We start from the raw sequence: 21,495 nt of genomic DNA, 5'->3' as shown, positions 1-21,495 counted from the left end.
CCAGTGCCTTGAGCTGAGTAACATCTGCGCCCCACATAGCCATGTGACAATCTCCTTAGTTCACCGGACCCGATCACTGTCGGCATCCCCAACGGCCTCCGGCTGATCCGGAAGATCCAATACCTAGAACCTACCCTGCCCCGGAAAACGCTGTCGATGGGCAGCACTCCCCATCCCGCCGCCGGGCCAGTACGGCGGCGGGGCTAGTTTCGGTTCTCCGGCGGGAGCGCGACCTGCAGCTTCCGGACCTTGCCGCGGCCCACGATGTAGCCGCGGCCGGGAATGAAGTCCCCGCTGGTCCGGCCCAGCGATGTGCTGAGCAGGCTGTCGCCCTCGATGTCCCCGGGGTTCAGCAGCAGGCCGCGGCGTCCGGACTTGAACGGCTGCGCCAGCGACCAGGCCGAGGACCAGGTGGAGGTCTCGGATTCGCCCACGACCCACTGATCGGCCTTGATGGACGCCGCCACCAGCCGGCCGATGCCGGACTCCGCCAGCGTGTCGCTGAAGTCGGTCAGGCCCTCGATGAAGATCGCAAGCTTGCCCGGCGTCCCCGTCGCGTAGTCGATCAGTTCGTCGATGGCCTCGTCGACGTCGTCGACCCCCACCAGGGAACGGTCCCAGAGCTTGAGGGAGGCCGCCGCGGAGCGGCGGGCACCGAGGTAGATCAGCTCCACGCCCGGGTTGGACCGGCGCAGGGCGTACGCGAGGGTCACCAGAGCCACGGTGCGGCCGGAACCGGGCGGGCCGGCCAGCAGCAGCGGGCCCTTCGCGAGGATCTCGGCGGGCTGCAGGGTCTCGTCGTCGACGCCGATGACCGGCAGGTCCGGGCTGCCGGCGGGGAGCACGTCCAGGTCCACCGAGTCGGGCAGGCGTTCGATCTGCGGCGCCCGTTCCACGCCCTGGCGCAGCATGGCTTCGCGGAGTTTATGCACTTCGCGGGCCTGCACGGCCAGGTTGGAGTTGCCGCCCAGGACCGCGAGCTGGACCTCCAGGTTGCCCAGCAGGCCGCGGCCCGGCGGCGTGCCGGCCCCCAGCACATCCTTGGGCACATCCATGGACATGTAGTCATCCTCGGAGGACAGCCGCAGCACCAGCCGGCGCTGGATCGAGGCAAGCAGGGACGCCGGGACCGCGTTCGGCCGGTCGCCGGTGACCACCAGGTGGATGCCCAGCGGGCGGCCGTCGGTGGCGAGCTGCAGGAAGATGTCCCACAGGGCCGAGAGCTTGCTGTACTCGTAGGCCTCGCGGAACGCGGACATACCGTCCACCAGGACGAAGATGCGTTTCTCGTCCGGCATGTTGGCCAGCTTCCGGTATTCCACGATCGTGGCGGCGCGGACCTCGGCGTAGCGGGCCGAGCGGTCCTCGGCGAGGTCCCGCAGCCAGCGCAGGAGCCGGCCGATGCGTTCGACGTCGTCGCCGTTGATGATCTCGCCGACGTGCGGCAGCTCGTCGAGCATCTTGAGGCCGGAGGAGCCGCAGTCGATGCCGTAGACGTTCACCGGGCCGCCGCGCGGGGTCACGGCCGCGGCGATCGCGATGCCGCGCAGGGCAGCGGACTTGCCGGAGCCGCCGGTGCCGTAGATGGCCATGTTGCCGTCCCGGTCCGGTTCGTAGAACACCGTGGGCTGGTCCTGGTGGGCGGGGTCGTCCGCCACGCCCAGGAGGAGCCGCTCGTCGGTGCGCGGGTTCGGCAGCCGGGAGAAGTCGTAGGTGGTGGCGAGCTCGTCCAGCCAGGGCTTGCGCGGCGGCTCGATGGCGAGCACGTCCGCTGCCCTGATGATGTTGGCCGTCATCCGGGCGATGTCGTTGGGGCCCGCCGGTTCCTCCTTGACGGCGGCCTCGGGGGCAGGGGCCGCCCACGGGGCACCGGACCCGAACGCCATCTCGGTGATGTCGATCCGCGGGCGTTGCGGTTTCTCCGTGGTCCAGCCGCCGGCATACCCGGTCTGGAAACCCTGGATCCGGCCGGGTCCGGTCTTCGCGGCGCCACGGCCGGGGATGGACGGGTCGAAGTACGCTGCGGTCGGGACGCCGAGGATGTCCACCGCGTCGTCGACGTCGGCCATCCGCAGCGCCACGCGCAGGTTCGTGTTGGCGCGCAGGCTTTCCTTGATGACGCCGGCGGGCCGCTGGGTGGCGAGGATCAGGTGCAGCCCGAGGGAGCGGCCGCGCGCGGCGACGTCCACCACGCCGTCGACGAATTCCGGCACCTCGGTGGCGAGGGCCGCGAACTCATCCACGATGATGATCAGGTACGGCGGTGCTTCCGGGTCCGCCTGCCGCTGGAGTTCGAGCAGGTCTTTGGCCTTTTTGCGGTTGAGCAGCTTCTCGCGGTGGTGCAGCTCGGCCCGGAGCGAGGTCAGGGCGCGGCGGACCAGGTGCGGCGAGAGGTCGGTGACCAGGCCGACGGTGTGCGGCAGGTTCAGGCAGTCCGCGAACGCGGCGCCGCCCTTGTAGTCCACGAACAGGAAGCTCACCCGGTCCGGGCTGTACGCGGCCGCCATGCCCATCACCCAGGACTGCAGGAACTCGGACTTTCCGGCACCGGTGGTGCCGCCGACGAGGGCGTGCGGACCCTCGTTCTTCAGGTCCAGGTACAGCGGTTCGATGCCCTTGGAACCCACCAGGGCTCGCAGGGTGCCGTTGTCCTTGCGGTTGGGCTTGGCGGTGCTGTGCACGGAATTGTTTTCGCTCCAGCGGTCCGCGACGGCCTGCGGGTTGTCCAGGAAGTCCTTGCCGATCAGCGTTGCGTAGGACACAGCGCGGGGAAGGTCGGAATCGTCCTCCAGCGGCTTACCGACGTCGACGACGGGCGCGAGCATCCGGGCGAGCTGGGTGGCGAGTCCGGCGTCGAGGCTTTCACAGCTCACGGGGAAGGTGTGCCGGCCCAGCCGGACCTGGCCCGTGGTGGTGCCGTGTTCGCCGTCGACGGCCATAAAGTCCCGGCACGCGGCCGGCAGCTGCTGCACGGAGGTGGCCACCCACATAACGTGGATGCCGCAGTCCGGCCCGCGTTCGAGCACCCTGGTGAGGCGTCCGCGGTCCACGGGGGCGTCGTCCTCGACCACCAGCAGGACCGTGGGCAGCTGCGGTCCGGGGACGTCGCCGCCCTCGAGGGCCAGGCCGGGCCGCAGTTCCGGGCGCGGTGACTTCGCCTCGGCTTCGCGCTGGTCGATGAGGTCCTCGAGTTTGGACAGCAGCGCCGTACCGCCGGCGGGTCCGGCGGCGAGGTGGTCGCCGGCCAGCGGGCTGTGGCCGGACCCCGCATGCGGCAGCCACTGAAGCCATTCCCAGCGGTCCTTGGACTGCGCCGAGGTGATGCCGGTCAGGACCACCTCTGCGGGCGAATGCAGGCCCACCAGCTGCAGCACCATGCCGCGGGCCACGTCATCCACCAGGCCGCGGGGGCCGGCGAGGCCGAAGGAGCCGGCCGTGCGCAGCTGGGACACAATCGGCACGCCCTCGATGCTGGAGAACTGCGCCAGGCAGTCCTGGATCTCGGCCATGTACTCGGGCTCGGTCTCGTTGCTTTGCGGTTCCTCGAACTGGATCCGCGACGGCGCCGTGCCCAGGCCGAAGCGCAGGCCCAGGAAGCCGGTGTGCTCGGGCCGGTGGGTCCAGAGCAGCGGGCCAAGTTTGTAGATGGAGTCCACGGTGTCGCTGACGGACGGAGCCTCCTGCAGCCTGACCGAGCGTTCGACTTTCTGCAGGGCGGTGATATCGGTGCGGAACGCGGCCATCGCCGAGCGGAACGCCTTGAGCTGTTCCTTGCGGTCGCGCTTGCCCTGCATTTTCTGGTCCACGTAATGGCCCACGATGAACAGCGGCATCATCAGCATAAAGACCATGGACATCAGGCTCTGCGTGACGGCGAAAATGACGGCACCCATCATCAGCGGGGCCACCATCATGATGTACGGGAAGGGGTGCCGTTCCTGGCGTTTGGGTCCGGCCGGCAGCGTGCGTTTGTGCGGTTCGAACCGGGGCACCACCCGGGGCGAACGGTTGAAGTCGATCAGGGGTGAGCTCGGCGCCGTGCCCTGGGCGCCGCCGAGGGACACCACGGAGACTGTGGTGTCGCCGAGGGTGACGGTGTCCGAGGAGTTCAGCGTCGCACGGCCGACCGGGAGTCCGTCCATCAGCAGGCCGTTGGCGGAGTTGGTGTCCACGATTTCCACGGTCTCCCCCACCGTGACGCGGGCGTGCCGCTTCGAGGTCAGCGGGTCCGTGAGCCGGATGTCGACGTCGCGGTCACGGCCGATGTAGCTGGTCCCCGAGGGCAGCGAAAATTCGCGCCCGACGTCGGGGCCGGAGAGCACGCGGAGGGTCGCCGCGGCCGGTCCTCGGTTTGCCCCGGGCACGGCGAACTGCTCGCTGACCTGGGTCAGGCCGACGATCGAGCCCGGCCGCAGCCCGGATTCGAGCAGGTTGTCCTCCCGGTTCAGAACGCTGCCCTTGAGGCCGCCGGCGGCGAAGGACTCCTCGATGCTGAGGGAGAGGTTCGACGGCGGTTCGGTGCCGCGCCGGGCCGGATCGGCGGCCCACAGTTCGGTGGCGATGTCCGCCACGGTGGCCAGGCCGTCGACGGTGACGGCGAGGTCCTTCGCTTCGGCCGGGTCGCGGCGCAGGGTCAGCCGGATCCTCATGCGTCGTCCCCTCCGCGCTGGGTTTCCAGGAGCACGAGGTCGGCAGCGGTCACCAGGTGCGATGTCACGGCGTGTTCGACCAGCCGGGCGCGCCGGTTCGTGGCGAGTTTGCCGCCGCCGCCGCGCAGTCCGGCGACCCCTACCCGGTCGAGTTTGTCACACACGTTGTCCAGCTTTCTGTTGAATCGGGTCAGTGCCCAGCCCAGGGTCTTGGCCGCCTGCGCGGAGGACGGGATGGCACTGAAGCCGGTCCCCTCCCGGCGCAGCATCGGCTCGGCGAGGGCCACGATCAGGGCTTTTTGGGAGTCGGTGAAGACGACGGGGCCGATGGTGGTGTCCCCGCCGCTTTCCTCCCCGCGGGATTCCTGCCGGAAGGCGGGGGTCCGGAGGTGGACGGCAAATTCGTAGGTGGTGGGACCGGCCGTGAAGATGACGTTGGTGTGGCTGAAGACCAGCGGGATCCGGGCTCCGGGGGCGAGCCAGGCCTGCATGCCGCCGGAGGCGTCGGCAACGGTCGCGCAGATCATGCTGCCGACGTTGCTGAGCCACCAGATGCCGTCATAGCGGGCGATCTGCAGGAACTGCCGGTGCAGGTACGGGTTGTCGTCGACTTCGAGGTCACCCTCCCGGCCGATGCTAAAGATGTCCTCGTCGGATGGTTCGTGCCATTCGCCGCAGAAATCTACTGCTAGATCCCCCATGTGTCCGTGTCTCCTTGTTGGGCCGAAAGCCGGAAGTTGTGCCTGTGTGTGCTCTGCTGCGCCGCGTGCCGGGAGGCGGCTCAGGATTTCCTGGCACAGGCGATGGAGTCCTGTTCCATGGGCGAGGACGCGCCGTCGGAGCGGACGATCATCACCTGGATGCAGGTGTCCCCGGCCGGGTTGGGAGCCACCTGGACTTTGGCCGTGGCAGTGGCCTGGAATTCGCCGTTGCCCGTGGGCGAGTAGGTCCGCCACTTATAGCGGTCACCGGTCTTGGGCTGCGGGTTTTTCCAGGTGAAGGTGAGTTTGCCGGCACTGTCCGCGCGTCCGGCCAGTGCCGTCACGTCGGGGACGGTGCCGTTGTCCAGGGCATCGGCCGGCGGCTTGCTGACCTGCTCGGTGGCCTGCGGGGCCGGGGCGGGGCGGGTGGTCCCGGCGATGATCCCGACGACGACGGCGATCACCAGGACCGCGGCACCGACGATCGCGAGGACCAGGTTCCGGCGGCCGTGGCCGGTTGGGGCTTCCCCGGCGTCCCCCGTTTCGCCGGCGGCCGTGTCCTCCGGGGCCAGGCTGGACCGGTTGACTGTGGCCGCGACGTCGTCGTCCTCCCCCGCGGGGGGCGCCGGACGGGGCGCCGCCCCGAAGGCGGGGCGCTGGACGGTATCGCGGCCGGTGGCGGTGTCCCGCCCCGGGGCCGGGCTGCCGGGGGCAAGGCTGCCGAACGGCGGCCTGGCGCGGGTGGCGTTGTTGGAGGTGGTGGCGTCGTCCGGCGCGGCGGCGGGCAGGCGGGCCGGAAAGGTGGGGGCATGGCCCGTGGCGTCGGGGTCGATCGAGGCGACGCTGCGGACCCGGGTTTCCTCGAAGGTGTCATCGGGGTGCGGCTCGTCGGCACGCGGTTCCTCAAGGACTTCGAACGGGGTCACGGACAGGTTCAGTTCAGCCTGGATGCGCTGTAACGCCAGGGCGAAGGCGTGGGCCGAGGAGTAGCGGGAGGCGGGGGCTTTGGCCATGGCGGTCGCCAGCGCCAGTTCCAGGGATTCGGGCACGTCCGCCCGGCCCAGTTTGGGCACCGGCAGGTTGGTGATCCGCGAAATCAGCTCGCGCTGGGAGTTGTCCGCGCCGGGGAGGACAAACGGTGACCGGCCGGCCAGCAGGGTGTACAGGGTGGCGCCCAGCGCCCAGACGTCCACCAGGACGCCGTCCACCTGCCGGTCGCTGAACTGTTCCGGCGGCGACCACGGGATGGACATGCCCGCGTCCTCGTCCTGGTCGCCGGCGAGCGTGCCGGAGATGCCGAAGTCGGTCAGCGCCGGGCGGTTGTAGTCCGTGACCAGGATGTTGGCCGGTTTGATGTCGCGGTGCGCGATCCCGGCGCGGTGCGCGGTTTCGACCGCGGAGGCCACCTGGATGCCGACGGCCAGGACCTCGTCCACGCTGAAGCGCTGGCGCCGGTAGCGGACGTCGAGGCTTGGCCGGGAGCAGTACTCCATGGCCAGGTAGGAGTGGCCGGTGTCGGTGATCTCCGCTTCGAAGATGGTCACGATGTAGGGGTGCGATGACAGCTGCGCCATGAGGTTCGCCTCGGACTCGAAGCGGCGGCGGGCGCCCTGGGTCTTGAGGTCGGAGAGCAGCACCTTGACGGCCACCTTGCGGCGCGGCCGGTCCTGTTCGTACAGGTACACGTCGGAGAATCCGCCGGAGCCGAGCAGGCTGACGTACGTGAAGCCCGGGATGGTGGGCGGCGGGGCGACGGGGCGTTTGGCGTTCACAGGAGCTCCTCGAACCGCAGCTGAATGCCGTCCCCGAGTTCGGCGATGTCGCCGTCAAACAGGATCGCCATTTCCCCCTGGGCGAGCCGGCGCGGGGCCTGGCCTTCGCGCAGGAGCACGGTGCCGTTGGTTGCCTTCAGGTCGCAGAGCATCACGTGCCAGCCCTCAAGCCGGACCTCGACGTGGGAGCGGGAGATGTCGCCGCCGGGGCTCGCCACCTGGACGAGTTTGGGCATGCCGGCGCCCTGCACGCGCGAGACCGACGGCTGCCGGCCAACGATCAGCGACTGGTCCAGGTCGATCAGTTCTCCGGTGGAGAGCCGCATCCGGCCCAGCCGCGGCCGGCGGATCTGGACGCCGTCGCCGGGCAGCGCCTGGCTGCAGTAGGCGCACGTGGCGTTGGTGGGCGGGTTCGCGTGGCCCTGTGGGCAGACCCGGGCCAGCACCATGGGTCCGGTTCCGGGGTCCTTGGGGGCGGCCGGGTGGACGGGTGCGCCGTTGCCGGCGGGTCCGAGCTCGCTTTTCATGATGGTCTGGCCGTCGTGGTCGGCGTCCACGGCAGGACCCTCCGGCGAGGGAGCCGGGGCGGGCGCCGGCGGCGGGGTGAACAGCGACGGCGGCACTGAGGGGCCGAGGCCCGTGCGCGGCGCGGGCGGGGCGGCCGGCGAAGGCCGGTCGCCGCCGGTGTGCCAGGGCACGGAATCGATCAGCCCGGAGGGTACCGCGGGGGCGGATCCGGGCGCCGGGACCGAAGGTTCGGGGGCGAAGGCCTCCGGTTCCGGACGGTCGTGGGCGTCCTGGGCGTCCTGGGCGTCCTGACGGGCAGGTTCCGCGGACGCGACGGAGTCGCTTGCCGCGGCGCCGGCGTCGTCGGTTCCCTGCGGCTCCGGCGCTAGCGGACCGTCGTCGGGGTCGGCGTCGGGGTCCTCGCGGACGGCAGCGTCCTCGATGCGGCGCATGACCGTCTGTTCCCAGAGGTGGTCGTAGCTGCTGGTGGGTTCCTGTTCGACGGTTTCGACGGGTTCGACGGGTTCGGCCACCATGGCGTCCGGCGCGTCCAGCACGTCAGGGCCGTCCGCTGCGTGCGCCACGGGTTCTGCCGCGTCCGCGTCGTCGGCAGGGGTCTGGATGGTCCCGTCCAGGTCGGCCCCGGCGTCGAGATCCTCCGCGGGAAGTTCCAGGACCGTATCCGCGGAGCTGCCGAGGCTGTCCGGGTCGGCGGCGATGTCGGCCTCGGCCGCCGCGAGCAGCTGGTCCCCGATCCCGGCACCGGATCCGGCGTCGGAGGCAACGTTGTCCGGGGCCAGGGCGGCGGCTGCGGCGGCGGGTACCGCCTCGGCGACGCGTCCGGCGCCGGAGGCTACGCTGTGCAGCTCCTGCAGCAGGACCACCCCCTCGCCCAGCGGGAGGACACCGGCCGGGGACGCCTGGCCCGGCGCCGCGGCGGGGATGGCAACGCTGAAGCCCTCCGCGGCGGGGAACCTCCGCTCGGTCCAGGTGGTCACGTCCCGGCCACTGACCGTAACGGAGTCGCCGCCGGCCAGCCGGACGTCCAGATCAATCTCGCCGCGCAGGAAGACCTGAAGCGACCCGCGGCGGCCCACGATGCCGAACCAGGGCAGCCGCGCCAGGGAGCCGCCCGAAGCCGAGGTCACGGTGTCCAGGACCTCATGGATTTCCGGGTCACCGGCCAGGAGTGTCCAGAGCGCGTCCACCAGCGTCCGGTCGGTGTCCCGCGGCAGCAGCACGGCCGTTCCGGACCGGACAATGCCGAGCCAGGACCCAGGTGTGTAGCTGAGATCGGCCAGGCGGTCAGCGGGAGCCATCGGTCTCCCCGCTGGTCTCCCCCACGGGGGTGCCGTCGGGTGCGACGTTCAGGACCTCGGTGCGCGGCAGGGTGTTTTCGTCTTCGGCCTGGGCTGCCGTGCGCGGGGCGGTCTGTTCGCCGTTGTCATGGGCCACATTGCTCGCGTCCACCACAATGCAGGTCACGTTGTCGCGGCCGCCGCTGCGCAGGGCCGCCTGGATCAGTTCGTCGACGGCGGCCTGCGGGTCCGCCTGATCAACCAGGATGCGGGCGATGTGCTCGTCGTCGAGCTCGCCGTTCAGCCCGTCGGAGCACACCAGGATCCGGTCGCCCTCTTCAACGGGTAGCAGCCAGTAGTCGGCCTCGGTCTCGTCGCCGGTCCCCAGCGCTCGGGTTACGACGTGGCGGCGCGGGTGGACAGCTGCCTCGGCCTTGGTGATCTCGCCGGCGTCCACCAGTTCCTGGACCTCGGAGTGGTCCACGCTGACCTGGTTGAGCTTGCCCTGGCTGAGCCGGTACGTGCGGGAGTCGCCGATGTTCAACACCAGCCAGTAGGGGGTGCCCCTCTGTTCGACCACCACGACGCCGGAGAGCGTGGTCCCGGCGCGGGAACCGGTGGCCTCGCGGATGCCGGCGTCGGCCTCCAGGAGGTACTGCTGGACGATGGCGGCGGTGGCGTCCCGCTCCCCCGTGGCGAGCTGGGGAATGTTGGCGAGGGTCCGCACGCAGATCCCGCTCGCGACCTCGCCGGCCTCATGGCCGCCCATGCCGTCAGCGACTGCGAAGACGGGGTCGGCAGCGATGTAGGAGTCCTCGTTCATTTCCCGGCGCAGGCCGCAGTCCGTGCCGTACCCGTAATGGAGCCGGAGGCTGGGGGTACTGGCGGGTGACGCTGCTGGCGCCTCGGCGGGCGGTACTGAAGCCGGCTGGGATGTCATGCCTGTCCTAGGTAGAAAGAGCGGTCACCGAAGTGCACGGTGGATCCGGGGCGTACATGGGTGGGTTCCCCGGCTGCCAGGGCGGTACGGATACCGTCCGGCGTCGTGACGGCACTTCCGTTGGTGGAGTTGCGGTCCGTCACCCAGATGCCGCCGTCGCCGGCCAGCACCAGGAGGTGGGTCTTGGAAATGGAACGTCCGGGGTCGGCCACGGGCAGCAGCTGCACCGATTCCTCGCCGGGATGGCCGGCCGGGTTGCGCCCGATCAGCAGGGACCGGTCCAGTTCCACTTCGCGGCCGTCGTCGATCCTGATCCGCGGCACGGCCACGGTGATGGGCACGGCGCTGTCGCCGCGGGCCTGGGTGCGGTCCAGGTCGTCGTCCGGGTGGGGGCTGAAGGCGCGGCTGTTCACGGCGTGGCTGCGGGCCGCCACGATCGGGGCCGCCACGATCGGGGCGGGCGCGGAAGGGGCCGGGCCGGCCGGGGCCGGCTGGAAGGAGAACGGCTGCGGCGCGGGCTGCGCGGAGGAGGCGGCTGCTGCGGTGGGCGGTGCGGCGGGTCCGGCCGCGGCGGTCGGCGGCTGGAGCCGGGCGGCGCCGGCCACCGGCGAGGCCACCTGCTGCACGGGAGGAAGGTCCAGCGGGGCAAAGCTGTACGGGCCCTGGATGCCGCCGGTGGTGAGCGGGTTCCGGCCGGCCTTGATGTCGAAGACGAGGGTCTTCGCGGCGGTGTCGTGCCAGCCACGGAGGCGGCTGTTGGGATCCCAGGTGTTGGAGACGACCACCAGCACAGCCCAACCGGCGCCGAGGAGGGCCAGCGGGCCGAGCATCACCAGGGCGGCGCCGAACCACTGGAAGAGCACCACTAGTACGGCGGCGAGGGCGGCCAGCAGCACACCGGCCCCGGTGATGAGGCCGCGGAGGAACACCGCTCCCCCGCCCGGGGCGTACCCGTCGGCGTCGGCGGTGCGGATCCCCACGATGCGGTTGCCGAGGGTGGTGCCGGACCGGCCGTCCATGATGGCCTGGACCGCCGTGTAGACCAGCGTGATGCCGATCCCCAGGCCGCCGAAAAGCACCATCGAGGAGGTGTTGTAGATGATGGAGCCGCCGCTGCGGGTCTGTGTGACGCCGGCGAATCCGAGGGCGAACAACACAATGAGGACCGCCACGGGCCCGGTCCAGTCCAGGACGGCGGCGCCGAGCCGCTTTCCTGCATCGGCGGGAACCAGCTCCAGCTTGTTCGGCATTACGGTACTTCCCCCTTGTCCGTGGACACGTCCTCCGGCCGGACCCTGGACCGGAACGAACGTGCCATCACGCCCGGAAGGCGCTACCGGGATAGTACCGGGTGTTCCGTCCCCGTGCCGTGCGCTGCGTGCCGAACGGTTGCTCAGGGGCACCCCGCACGAGGTGCAGAACGTGGCGCCCGGGCGGATCGGCTGGTGGCAGCGCGGGCAGCGCTCGACGTCGTCGGTCATGGCTCGTTGCGGTTCTTCCTGGCTGTTCGCTGCGGTTCGTGGTCCGGACCGGGCTCCACTGTACTAGCTGGGCCGAAGACGGCCGGGTCAACTGCCGCGGGCCCGTTTCCGTCGCCGGCAGCGGTACCGCCGCGGCGGCGGCCGCCGGGCAGCACGGGGCGCAGTCCGCGCAGCTTCAGGGCGGTCCGCCCGTCGGCCAGCAGGGAGCGCGGCGAGAAGCGGGCCTGCTGGCGGCGCCAGAACCCGACGGTCCCGGTCATCGCCTTCAGTGAGCCGTCCACCATCTGCCAGTACTCCGTGACCTGCTCCTCGCTGGGCTGTCCGGCCCCGAAGATGGCGGCATCGGCGCGGTGGGCCAGCAGGGTGGTGGTGCCCTGGCTGGCGGGGAACGCCTCGCCGAGGACAACGGCGGACTCGCGGCGGGTGGCACGGGTGTCCACGCCGGCGCCGAGATCCGTCGCGAGGCTGAGGACCTCGTTCCAGCCGCCGCCGACGCGCTGCGCGGGGTGGCCGTCGGTGAACCGGGCCTTCCGGCGCCGGGCCTTCAGCAGCGCGATCAGCAGCAGCGGCAGCGCCAGGACCGCGACGGGAATCAGCGCCGTGCCGATCGCGGCAAGGAGCGGGCCCCAGAACAGCCAGGGGTTGTTCTTCTTCTCGTCCGCGTCCAGCGCGTCCGGCGAGGAGTCCGGCGGCAGTTCGGCCGGCTCCTGCGGCGGGGGCGGCGGCTGCAGCACCTGCGGTTTGGGTTTGGACTTGTTCTCCGGGTCCGGCGGGATGGGCACGTTGTCCTTGGGCGGGGTGGGATCAAAGGACACCCAGCCCACCCGGTCGAAGGCCACCTCAACCCACGCGTGCACGTCCTTTCCGGTGATCTGGACTTCGCCGGCGCCGTTTTCCGGGCTCTTGGGATCCGGGTAGAAACCCATCACCACCCGGGAAGGGATGCCAAGGTGGCGCAGCATCAGGGACATCGCCACGGCATACTGCTCGTCATCGCCCAGCATCTGCTTGGCCGTGAGCAGGCTGCGGATGCGGTTGGCGCTGTGGCCGGAGACACTCGGCAGCTGGCCGTCGGCGATCAGGCCGTTGCTGAAGGCGCCCTTTTTCTGGAAGTGCGCCTCGATCTGGCGGACCCTGTCAATGGCGGTGGGTGCGTCGGCCGCGAGGTCGTTGGCCTGTGAGTCGACCACCGGCGGTACCTCGGCGGGGTCCGGCAGCGAGACTTTCGCGAAGTCGTACTGCGTCAGCTGGCCGTGTTCGAGCATGGCGGGGTCGGCCACCTGCACGCTGTACGCGTCGCCCTTGGAGAGCCCGCGGGTGGTGACGGCGGTGTCCGTGCCGGAGTTGAAGTACAGCCCGGACGCGGCGCCGGCCGTGTCGGTGGCGAAGCTGATCCCGGTGGTCTTGCGGCCGCCCGGGAGGAAGAAGCCCTGGTAGTCCTCGATGGTGATGTTCAGGGTGTAGTTGTTGGTCGGGACGATCCCTGTCGAATCGGCGAGGGTGTTGATGGACTTGGCGTCACCAACCTTGCTGAAGCTGCCGGATCCGTTCGGGTCCATGTTGTAGTTGGTGCCGTTGAACGAATCGAGCGCAGCGAGCCGGACCCTGCCGTTCTTCGGCAGCCCCTTCACCATAAAGAGGTTGTCGTCCTTTTTGTCCTTGACGAAGTTGCGGAAACTGGCCAACGGGGTCACGTAGGCCTTCGGGTCGAACGGCGGCACGATCGTGTTGCGCAGGACCTTCCGGTCGTCGTCGGCGGCCACCAGCGGTGAGGCGACGGCAGTGACGCCGACGGCGACGGCGATCACCGCGGCGGCCGTTCCCACCCGGCGGAGCCGGGCGGTGCGGGCGGTGGCCTGGTCCGACTCGGGCTGGTTGACCGAGATCTTGCGGGTGTCGTTGCGGCGCAGGGCGTCGCGGCGGAAGGTGGCCCATGCGATCGCCACCACGGTCAGCGAAATGCCGCGTTCCACAGTGAGGAAGCCGGCGTTGGTGCTGAAGGCGATGCCGGTGATAAAGAGCACCAGGACCGGCAGCAGCGGCCAGTAGGGGCTCTTGAGCCGCCAGATCAGCAGTCCGGCCGCCAGGGCGGTGAGCAGGGAGCTGAGGAACGGCACGATCAGGGTGCCGCCGGCGGTGCCGACCGGCACGCCGACGGTGAGCATGTCCTTCCAGGCGAACATCACGCCCACCAGCAGGGTCCGCAGCGATTCAAGTGTGGGAAGGACCCCGGCGATGGACGCCTCCGGGACGGCCAGGGCGGTGCCGAAGACGAGGTAGGCGCCAACCGTCAGGGCCGTGGTGATCAGCACACCCAGCCGGAAATGCACTTGGGCGGCCGCGATGCCCAAGCCCAACAGGATGCCGCCGAAGCCTGCGGCCAGATAGTACGGGTCGCCGCCGAAGCTGAGGCTGAACCCCAGGACGCCGAGCCCCAGCAGCACGATCAGGGCGCCGGCGTCGAGCGCGTAATGCCAGGCAGGCTGGCCGTCGGCGAAGCCCGAACGGCGGCGCGGCACGGCGTTGTTGCGGGGACGGAAACCGGTGGCGGTGCTCATGCGGCCGCCTTCCTCAGCACAATGGCCAGCTCGGAAAGATCGCCCAGGGTGAGCACTGTCAGGTCCGCGATGTTGGCCCGGGCCGGGGCGGCACCGGCCTGGATCCGGACTGCGAGGCTGCGGACGCCCGGCGGAACGGACGCCGAGGCGGAGCGCAACTCGGTGGGGCTGACGTTGCTGCCCACCACGAAGAACACCACCGAGGCGTTGGGCACGGTGTCGGCGAGGGTGCGGGCGAGGTCCACGGCGGTCTTGCGCTGCGGTGCTCCGACGATCCGGGTCATGTCGTCCAGCAGGTTCCGGCCGGTTTCGCACCGGAGCGGCCCCTTCTGGGTGAGGACGTCAAGGTCCCGTTGCTCGCGGATGGCCTGCAGGCCGATCGAGGCGGCGGCGGAGACGGCCAGCTCGAATTCTTCCTCGGAGGCGTATTCGTCCGTGTTGGTGGACAGGGAGATGGCCAGGTGGGACCGGCGGGTCTCCTCGAACTGGCGCACCATGAGCTTGTTGGTCCGGGCCGTGGTCTTCCAGTGGATGTGCCGGCGATCGTCACCGGGCACGTAGTCGCGCAGGGCGTGGAAGGAGACGTCGGCGCTGGAGAGGTCCGTGGTGGGCATGCCCTCGAGGTCACGGATGAAGCCGGCGGCCGACCCGGCCAGGGCCACCGTCCGGGGGTGCACGTAGAGGTCCTCGGGTTCGGTCCAGAGCACCTGGCGGCGGAGCAGGTGCAGGGGGTCGGCACGGACGGAACGGACCGGGCCCACCACGATCACAGCGCGGCGGGCCGTCGGGATGGTGAACAGGTCCTCGTGGACCTGCCCGGGTTTCATCCGGGGCAGGTGGAACACGGCGGTGGCCGCGCCGACGGGCAGTTCCAGGTCGGCGGGCAGGAGCGGCCGGGCGGAGGTGTTGGAGACCGCGATGCTGCCCACGGCGCTGTCCCCCACGGCCACCCGGGTCCGGGCAAGGTCCAGGAGCACGCCGTAGGAGGAGCGGCCCAGGATGAAGCCAATGGCGAGCAGCAGCAACACGAACGCGGCGATCGCGGCGGCCTTGGCCTCCTGCCAGCCGTACGCCTGGCCGACGGCCCAGAGCAGCACGGACGCGGCCAGGACGGACCAGCCGAGGACACTGACCACCGACAGCACCGGGTGGAGGTGCCGGCGGTACTGCGCGCGGACGGCGTTTCCGGCCGGGGCCAGCGCCAGGGCGGCGGTGCTGCGGGCTTCGGCCCAGACGGCCGAGGGGTGCAGCCGGGCGGGCCCGCCGGCCCGGGACAGGGGCCGCTTCAGGCGTTCAGCAAGCCGGTTCAACGGAGTGCTGGTGGACATATGGGTGCCTTTGTTCGTGCATGGTTGCGGGGCCGGTGGGCGGCCCCGCGGGTGGACTCGTCGGAAGCTTCCGGTTAGACCGCGGCCCGCTGTTGCGGGGCGGCGACGTCGGCCAGCACCCGGGTCAGTACGGCGTCGGCGGTGGCACCGGAGAACTCCGCCTCCGGGTCCATGACCAGCCGGTGGGTCCAGACGACGGCGGCGAGGTCCTTGACGTCATCCGGCAGGACGAAGTTCCGGCCCTGGCTGGCGGCCCAGACCTTTGCGGCACGGACCATCGCCAGGGCGCCGCGGACCGAGACGCCCAGGCGCGTCTCCGGGGCGTTGCGGGTCTCCTCGCAGAGCCGGGAGATGTATTCGAGCACCGCGGTGTCCACGTGGGTGGTGGCGGCGAGGTCGGCCATGTCGGCGACGGCCTGGGTGGTGATCACTGCGGTGATTTCCCGCGAGCGGTCCTTGAGGTTGGCGCCGCCGAGCAACTGCACGGTGGACGCGTGGTCCGGGTAGCCGATGGAGGTTTTGATCAGGAAACGGTCCAGCTGCGCCTCCGGCAGGCGGTAGGTGCCGGCCTGTTCGATCGGGTTCTGCGTGGCCATGACCATAAACGGCCGGCCTGCCTCGTAGGTGGCGCCGTCCACGGTGACGCGGGACTCCTCCATGACCTCCAGGAGCGCCGACTGGGTTTTCGGTGAGGCGCGGTTGATTTCGTCGGCGAGGACGATGTTGTTGAAGATCGGGCCCTTGTGGAACTCGAACTTCTGCGTCTTCTGGTCGTAGATGGTCACGCCGGTGACATCCGACGGGAGCAGGTCAGGGGTGAACTGGATGCGGTTGTTGGACCCCTGCACGGTGGCGGCGAGGGCGCGGGCCAGCGAGGTCTTGCCGGTGCCCGGGGCGTCTTCGAAGAGGACGTGGCCTTCCGCCAGCATCGCGGTGAAGGTCAGCCGGATGACGTGCGACTTGCCCAGCACGGCCTGCCCCACGTTGGCTACGAGCTTCTCAAAGGTGCCGGCAAACCATTCGGCCTGCTCTGTGGTCATCGTCATGCGCTGGTTCCTCTTCCATGTTCATTCGGGTCAAGCAGTTGGGGGTTGGCCGGCAGGGATTCCCCGTGGGATCCGGCGTGTGGGTTGGTTGTGGTCATCAGCAGCCACCGGGCTTGGGGCCGTACAGGTTGACGGTGGTGGACTTGACGTACCAGCCCGGGTGGCTGCCTTCGGTCATCCGGTACCAGGGCGTCCCGTTGCCGTAGATGTCCTTGGTGCAGTTGATGTTGAGCCGGCCTTCGGAGCTCCGGACCCAGCCGGCGCCGCAGGTGGGGCCACTGGGGTCGTAGGTGTCCTTCCGGCCGGGTTGGCCCGGGCAGGTGCTGTTATGCGCCTGGATTTGCGACAACGGCGGCGTCGGGTCCTTCCCGCTGGTGGCGTTGGCCGAGTCCGCGGAGCCGCAGACCACAGTGCAGGCCCGAACCTTGAGGTTCTTTGTGGAACTCCATGCCCCGGTGTCGCGGTCGTAGCGGTTTGCCAGGCCAACGCTGGTCCATCCGCCGCCTTCGTAGCTGATCTCGAAGCGCTGGATGGCGCGGCCGTTGTTGGCCGGGTTGTTCCACGTCCAGTGCACCTGCTGCGTGGTGGAACTCTGGGGCGAGAGTACCGGCGCGTTGGGCGGGCCGTAGGGGTTGGCCGTGCCCACAGCCTTGGCGTCCCCGGCGATGTTGTTCTTGGTGGAGCTCGCGATGATGTTGATGGTGACGTTCTTGCCGTTGGGCAACCCGCCGATCGTGGCGCCGCCCGCGGCGATGCCACCGGCCTTGACCACGCCGCCGGACGTGGCCGCCCGGTAGCTGTACTGGATCTCGCTGGCCTGCGAACCGTTGCGCTGTGCCTGGCTTAGGGGTGTGAAGGTCACCCGCAGCTGGCCGCTGGCACCGGTTTCCTTAACCGTTCCGCCGGAGACCATTCCGGGTTTGCCGGCCGCGCGGATGGCGGCTGACCGGGCACTCGTGGCGGACGTTCCGGCCTTGTTAGTGGCAGAAACGGAGAAGGTGTAATCGGCCTCGGAATTATCCACCGTGACGTTCTGCGACGTCGAGGTGACCTTCTGGCTGGCCACCTGCGAGCCACCGCGGAACGTGGTGAGGGTGTAGGCCGAGACTGCGTCGCCGTTGTTGTCCGGTGCAGTCCAGTTCACCCGAAGCTGGCTCTGGTTCCCCACGGACCCCGCGGACGCCGCGGTCGGAGCCGCCGGCGTTGCGGGCTTGCCCGCCGGCGTCTCCGCGGCGGAGTAGGCACTCCACTCCGACGGATCCTTGGCATCGTTGCGGGCCAGGACGCGAACCTTGTAGGCGACGCCGTTCTTCAGGCCCTTCCAGACATAGCTGACAGATGAAAGGTTCTGGATCTGGGCGTTCTGTCCCGGCGGGGCCGGGGAAATTTCGAGGTCGTAGGACTTGACCGGCGAGCCCTTGGATGCGGGAGCAACCCAGGCCACGGCCAGCTGCTGATCGCCGAACTTCAGCGACGGTGCTGCCGGGGTATCCGGCTTGACGTCAGGGCGCACTTCGGCGGACGCCGGTGACCGCTCGGATTCGTCAATGGCGTTGGTCGCCGTGACCTGGAAGTGGTACTTCGAGTTGTTGGTCAGGCCGGTAAGGGTGCAGGAGTTGGCCGGGCAGTCCTGCCGGAACCCGCCCTCGCCATAGACCGTGTATTTGGTGATCGGGGATCCCCGGTCCGCCGGGGCGGTCCAGTTCAGCAGCGCGGTGCCGTCCCCCACACTGGCGGCCTGTGGGGTGGTGGGTGCCAGCGGGCGGTCCTTTACTGTGAGCCGGATCCTGGCCGTGGCCTGCCGGGACGGGTCCTGGGTCTTGTCTGCGATGGTGTAGGCCACCACCATGGTGCCGGAGAACCCGGCCGCGGGGGTGACCACAACATTGCCGCCCTCCACGGCGACGTTGCCGGAGCCGGTTTCGGCGGCGGCTGCCACGATCCTCAGCGGGGAGTCCGGGAACGGATTGGCGTCGTTGGCAAGGACGTTGACAGTGACCGGCTTACCGGCGGCGGCGTTCGGCTCGAGGTCGTCGTTGGCGACCGGCCGGGGCCGGTTGGACGCCGTCACGGTGAACCGGTAAGTCGCAGTGGCCTCCAGGCTGCGGGGGTCCTTGGCCTTGACCTGTACGGCGCCGTCGGCCCCGGCCTCGCTGCCGTCCTTGGCGGAGAGCTTCAGGACCTGGCCTTCGATTTTGGCGTCGAAGCCCCCCGGGACTTCGCCCAGGATCTCGTACTTCATGTTCTGCACGTCGCCATCGTCTGGGTCCGTGGTCAGCCGGGCCAGGTCCACGCTGGATGTGTCACCCTTGGGCACGTCAACCTGGCTTCCCAGGAGGACGGGCGGGTTGTTCCGGTTGGGGTCCGGGAGGACCTTGGTGCGGATGCTGAGGGTGGACTTCAGGCCGGCCGGGTCGTCCGGGCCGGTGCCGTCGGTGACCTCGAAGCTCAGCGAACCGGGCCCGGCGTAGTCCTTGCCTGCCGTGTACTTCAGGGCCGTGCCGTTGTTGGCCACCGGGTCCGAGCCGTCGGCGCCGATCAGCTTGATCCGGTCCGTCTGGGTCAGGCGCGGCGAGCGGCCGTCGCGGACCTTGACCCATTCCTTGAGGTCCAGGGTGACCGATTGTCCGGCGACCACTTCCACGACGTCGTCCTTGGCCAGGGTGGGCACCTGCTGGCCGATCCCGGGAACCCAGATGATCGCCGTGGATTTCTGCCCGTCGAGGTCCTCCACGGTGTACGGAATCAGCTGCGGCTGCTCGGTCAGGTCCACGATCATGTTGCCCTGCGTGCCGGGCCTGGCGGTCTTCGCCTCGGTGCTGACCTTGAGGTTTTCGCCCACACCGTCGGGGTCTTCGTCGTTCTTGAGCACCGGGACGTCGACGGCGGTCTTGCCCAGGGTCTGGGCGGAGGTCACGCGGTCGTCCCGGGCGATCGGCGCCTGCAGCGGGACGTCTTTTTGGACCTTGACGGCGATGGCGGCCTGGGCCGTGGCGCCGCGGTCGTCGGCCACTTTGTAGCGGACGTTGACGGTGCCTTCCTGGTTGGGCGCCAGGAGGATTATCCGGCCGCTTTGTTTGCTGACCGTGGCCTGCAACTCAGGGGCTGCCTCGACGCCGTCGGACAGGATCCGGATGGGGTCGCCGTCGGGGTCGGTGTCGTTGCCGGTGGCGTCGACGGCGATCTGCCGGCCGGGCCGCACGGACACGGTGTCGTCCACGGGGGTCGGCTTCTGGTTGGTCTCCCCGCGCGGAGCGATGCCGACGGTGACGGTGCCGGTGTTGACGGCGCCCTGCCGGTCCACCACCTTGTAGCGGAAGGTATCTGTTCCGGCCCCGTCGCCGGCGGCGGTGAAGTCGATGAAGGTACTCCCGGCGGTGGCGGTTCCCATCGAGGGGGTGCTGTCAATGCCGGTGAGCTGGACCGAGTCGCCGTCGGGATCGATGCCGTCGAGCTCCACCGGGATCCGGACGGTGCCGCCGGCCACCACGCGGGCGGTGAGGTTCTTCGGTTGCGGCCGCGAGTTCTGGGCGCCTTCCAGCGGCAGGATGTGGATGGTGACGGCGGCGGCGCTCTTCTGGCCCTGCGGGTCGACGGCGTTGTAGATGGCCCGGACGGTCTTGGGCACCGGCCCGGCGATGAAGCGCAGGGTGTTTTCGGAGACGAAGCTCTTCCCGTCCGCGGCGGGCACGGGCTGGGGCAGCACCGGGTCAACGGTGAGCTTGGCGCCCTGCGGGTGGGTGTCGTTGGCCAGGACAGGGATGGTGACGACGTCGCCGGCACGCACGTTGACCTCGTCGGGTTTGGGCTGCGGTGCCTCCACGACCGCGGGCGCCGGGACGGGCACCACGGAGACGCTGCCGGTGGCCGACTTGGTGCCGTTGGACATGGTGTACCGGAAGATAAACGGTTCCTTGGTGCCGGTGATGTCGGTGATCCGCAGCACGGCGTGGTCGATCACGCTGACGGAGGCGGTGGCATTTTCCGGCAGCTGCACGGACTGGAGCACCAGCACTCCCCCGGCGGGGTCCGAGTCGTTGGCCAGCGGGTCCACCAGGACGCTGCCACCGGCCGGGAGCAGGGCGACGTCGTGGACGGCAACGGGGTCGCCGGTGTCCTTGCCCGACTCCACGTCAACGCGGATCAGGCCCTGGGTGCTTTGCGGGCCGTTGCTGGCAATGTAGGTCAGGTACACGGGGCCGGGGGTGTTGCTGCGAAAGGTGAAGGTACCGCCGTCGGTCACGGGGCCCAGCTCCGCCGTTCCGGCCGCTTCCACCTGGGCCAGGCGCAGCGCGCCGCCGTTGGGGTCGACGTCGTTCTTCAGCGGGGAGATGACCAGGTCCTGGCCGACGACGGCGGTGACGTGGTCCGCGTTGACCACCGGCTGGAGGGCGCCCGGCGGCTGGACGTTGACGATGACCTTGCCCGTGGTGGTCGCGCGGCCGTCCCAGACGCTGACGGTCACGGTCTTCTTGCCGGGGGCGGCGCCGGAATCCTGATAGCTGAGCAGGCCGTCGCGGCGCACTTTGACCTGGTCCTGGTCGTTGTCCGCCTTGGCGTCCATCAGGACGAGGTCGTCGCCGTCGGGGTCGGTCCAGTCGGTGAGGATGTTCTGGCTGACGGTTTTGCCCTGCTCGACGAGCATGGTGGTGGGTTCGCCGCGCTTGAACAGCGGCGGTTTGTTTTCATCGGGCCCGACGACGTTGAGCGTGACGCTGCCGCTGGCGGAGAGGCCGCGGCCGTCCGAGGCGTTGTAGCCGAAAATTTCGGTGCCCGGTTTCGCGTCGGCCGGGACGGTGATCTGGAAGGCCGTGCCGCCGTAGATGCTCTGGAGGCTGCCGGCTTTGGGGCCGTTGCCTGCAACCGAGGCGGTCAGGACATCGCCGTCGGGATCGGAGTCGTTATCCAGCACACTAAGCACTGTGGTGCGGCCCGGGCGGACCCCGACGGTATCGGGTTTAGTCTCCGGCGGCCGGTTCGGCTTGGTGCGGTCCGGGAGGATGTTGATGGTGTTGTTGTCCGCGGATTCCTTGTCCTGGTCGTTGGACTGGTTCTTGGGGGGGATTACGTCGTCCCAGTTGTTCACCAGCTGCATGTTCTGGTTCACCAACCACACATTCCCCGAATTCACATCATTAAGCACCACCACATCCCGGTTCACCCGGAACACATACGACGGCGACGCAGACGCCTTCGGGACCTCGACGTTCTTATC

Annotated in this window: 10 protein-coding genes; all 10 read right to left on the bottom strand. The window is 69.8% G+C overall.

Annotated elements, in window-relative coordinates:
- Positions 1–203 precede the first annotated feature (203 nt).
- Entirely contained in the window at positions 204–4,649 is a 4,446-nt protein-coding gene (locus AC1DHY_RS15640) for an FtsK/SpoIIIE domain-containing protein (protein ID WP_476903893.1), read from the bottom strand.
- Positions 4,646–5,350, bottom strand: coding sequence for a hypothetical protein (locus tag AC1DHY_RS15635; protein ID WP_476903892.1), 705 nt, complete (start codon positions 5,348–5,350; stop codon positions 4,646–4,648). The genes AC1DHY_RS15640 and AC1DHY_RS15635 overlap by 4 nt, the downstream gene beginning before the upstream one ends.
- Before the next feature lie 80 nt (positions 5,351–5,430).
- Positions 5,431–7,122: a serine/threonine-protein kinase gene (locus tag AC1DHY_RS15630; RefSeq protein WP_476903891.1), complete on the bottom strand. Its 1,692-nt coding sequence runs from the start codon at positions 7,120–7,122 to the stop codon at positions 5,431–5,433.
- Positions 7,119–8,948, bottom strand: coding sequence for an FHA domain-containing protein (locus tag AC1DHY_RS15625; RefSeq protein WP_476903890.1), 1,830 nt, complete (start codon positions 8,946–8,948; stop codon positions 7,119–7,121). The genes AC1DHY_RS15630 and AC1DHY_RS15625 overlap by 4 nt, the downstream gene beginning before the upstream one ends.
- Positions 8,935–9,867 carry a PP2C family protein-serine/threonine phosphatase gene (locus AC1DHY_RS15620; RefSeq protein ID WP_476878879.1) on the bottom strand — a complete coding sequence of 311 codons (933 nt, stop codon included), beginning with the start codon at positions 9,865–9,867 and terminating at the stop codon, positions 8,935–8,937. The genes AC1DHY_RS15625 and AC1DHY_RS15620 overlap by 14 nt, the downstream gene beginning before the upstream one ends.
- Positions 9,864–11,348 carry an RDD family protein gene (locus tag AC1DHY_RS15615; RefSeq protein ID WP_476878878.1) on the bottom strand — a complete coding sequence of 495 codons (1,485 nt, stop codon included), beginning with the start codon at positions 11,346–11,348 and terminating at the stop codon, positions 9,864–9,866. Before AC1DHY_RS15615 ends, AC1DHY_RS15620 begins: the two co-directional genes overlap by 4 nt.
- Entirely contained in the window at positions 11,345–13,906 is a 2,562-nt protein-coding gene (locus AC1DHY_RS15610; protein WP_476903889.1) for a transglutaminase-like domain-containing protein, read from the bottom strand. The genes AC1DHY_RS15615 and AC1DHY_RS15610 overlap by 4 nt, the downstream gene beginning before the upstream one ends.
- Positions 13,903–15,234, bottom strand: a complete 1,332-nt coding sequence (locus tag AC1DHY_RS15605) for a DUF58 domain-containing protein (RefSeq protein ID WP_476903888.1) — start codon at positions 15,232–15,234, stop codon at positions 13,903–13,905. The genes AC1DHY_RS15610 and AC1DHY_RS15605 overlap by 4 nt, the downstream gene beginning before the upstream one ends.
- Before the next feature lie 74 nt (positions 15,235–15,308).
- A complete protein-coding gene (locus AC1DHY_RS15600; protein WP_476878875.1) occupies positions 15,309–16,280 on the bottom strand; it encodes an AAA family ATPase in 972 nt (323 codons plus the stop codon).
- Positions 16,281–16,377: 97 nt separating this feature from the next.
- A partial coding sequence (locus tag AC1DHY_RS15595; protein WP_476878874.1) for an Ig-like domain-containing protein occupies positions 16,378–21,495 on the bottom strand: 5,118 nt, incomplete at its 5' end.

It is taken from the genome of Arthrobacter sp. 05L44, from assembly GCF_056397605.1.
The sequence above is the reverse complement of the archived record's forward strand: the minus strand, read 5'-3'. Positions and strand labels throughout refer to the sequence as shown.

What these genes read in the sequence shown, in the direction of transcription:
- AC1DHY_RS15640 (WP_476903893.1), bottom strand. Translation starts at nt 4,649, where the DNA reads ATGAGGATCCGGCTGACCCTGCGCCGCGACCCGGCCGAAGCGAAGGAC.
- AC1DHY_RS15635 (WP_476903892.1), bottom strand. Translation starts at nt 5,350, where the DNA reads ATGGGGGATCTAGCAGTAGATTTCTGCGGCGAATGGCACGAACCATCC.
- AC1DHY_RS15625 (WP_476903890.1), bottom strand. Translation starts at nt 8,948, where the DNA reads ATGGCTCCCGCTGACCGCCTGGCCGATCTCAGCTACACACCTGGGTCC.
- AC1DHY_RS15620 (WP_476878879.1), bottom strand. Translation starts at nt 9,867, where the DNA reads ATGACATCCCAGCCGGCTTCAGTACCGCCCGCCGAGGCGCCAGCAGCG.
- AC1DHY_RS15615 (WP_476878878.1), bottom strand. Translation starts at nt 11,348, where the DNA reads ATGACCGACGACGTCGAGCGCTGCCCGCGCTGCCACCAGCCGATCCGC.
- AC1DHY_RS15610 (WP_476903889.1), bottom strand. Translation starts at nt 13,906, where the DNA reads ATGAGCACCGCCACCGGTTTCCGTCCCCGCAACAACGCCGTGCCGCGC.
- AC1DHY_RS15605 (WP_476903888.1), bottom strand. Translation starts at nt 15,234, where the DNA reads ATGTCCACCAGCACTCCGTTGAACCGGCTTGCTGAACGCCTGAAGCGG.
- AC1DHY_RS15600 (WP_476878875.1), bottom strand. Translation starts at nt 16,280, where the DNA reads ATGACGATGACCACAGAGCAGGCCGAATGGTTTGCCGGCACCTTTGAG.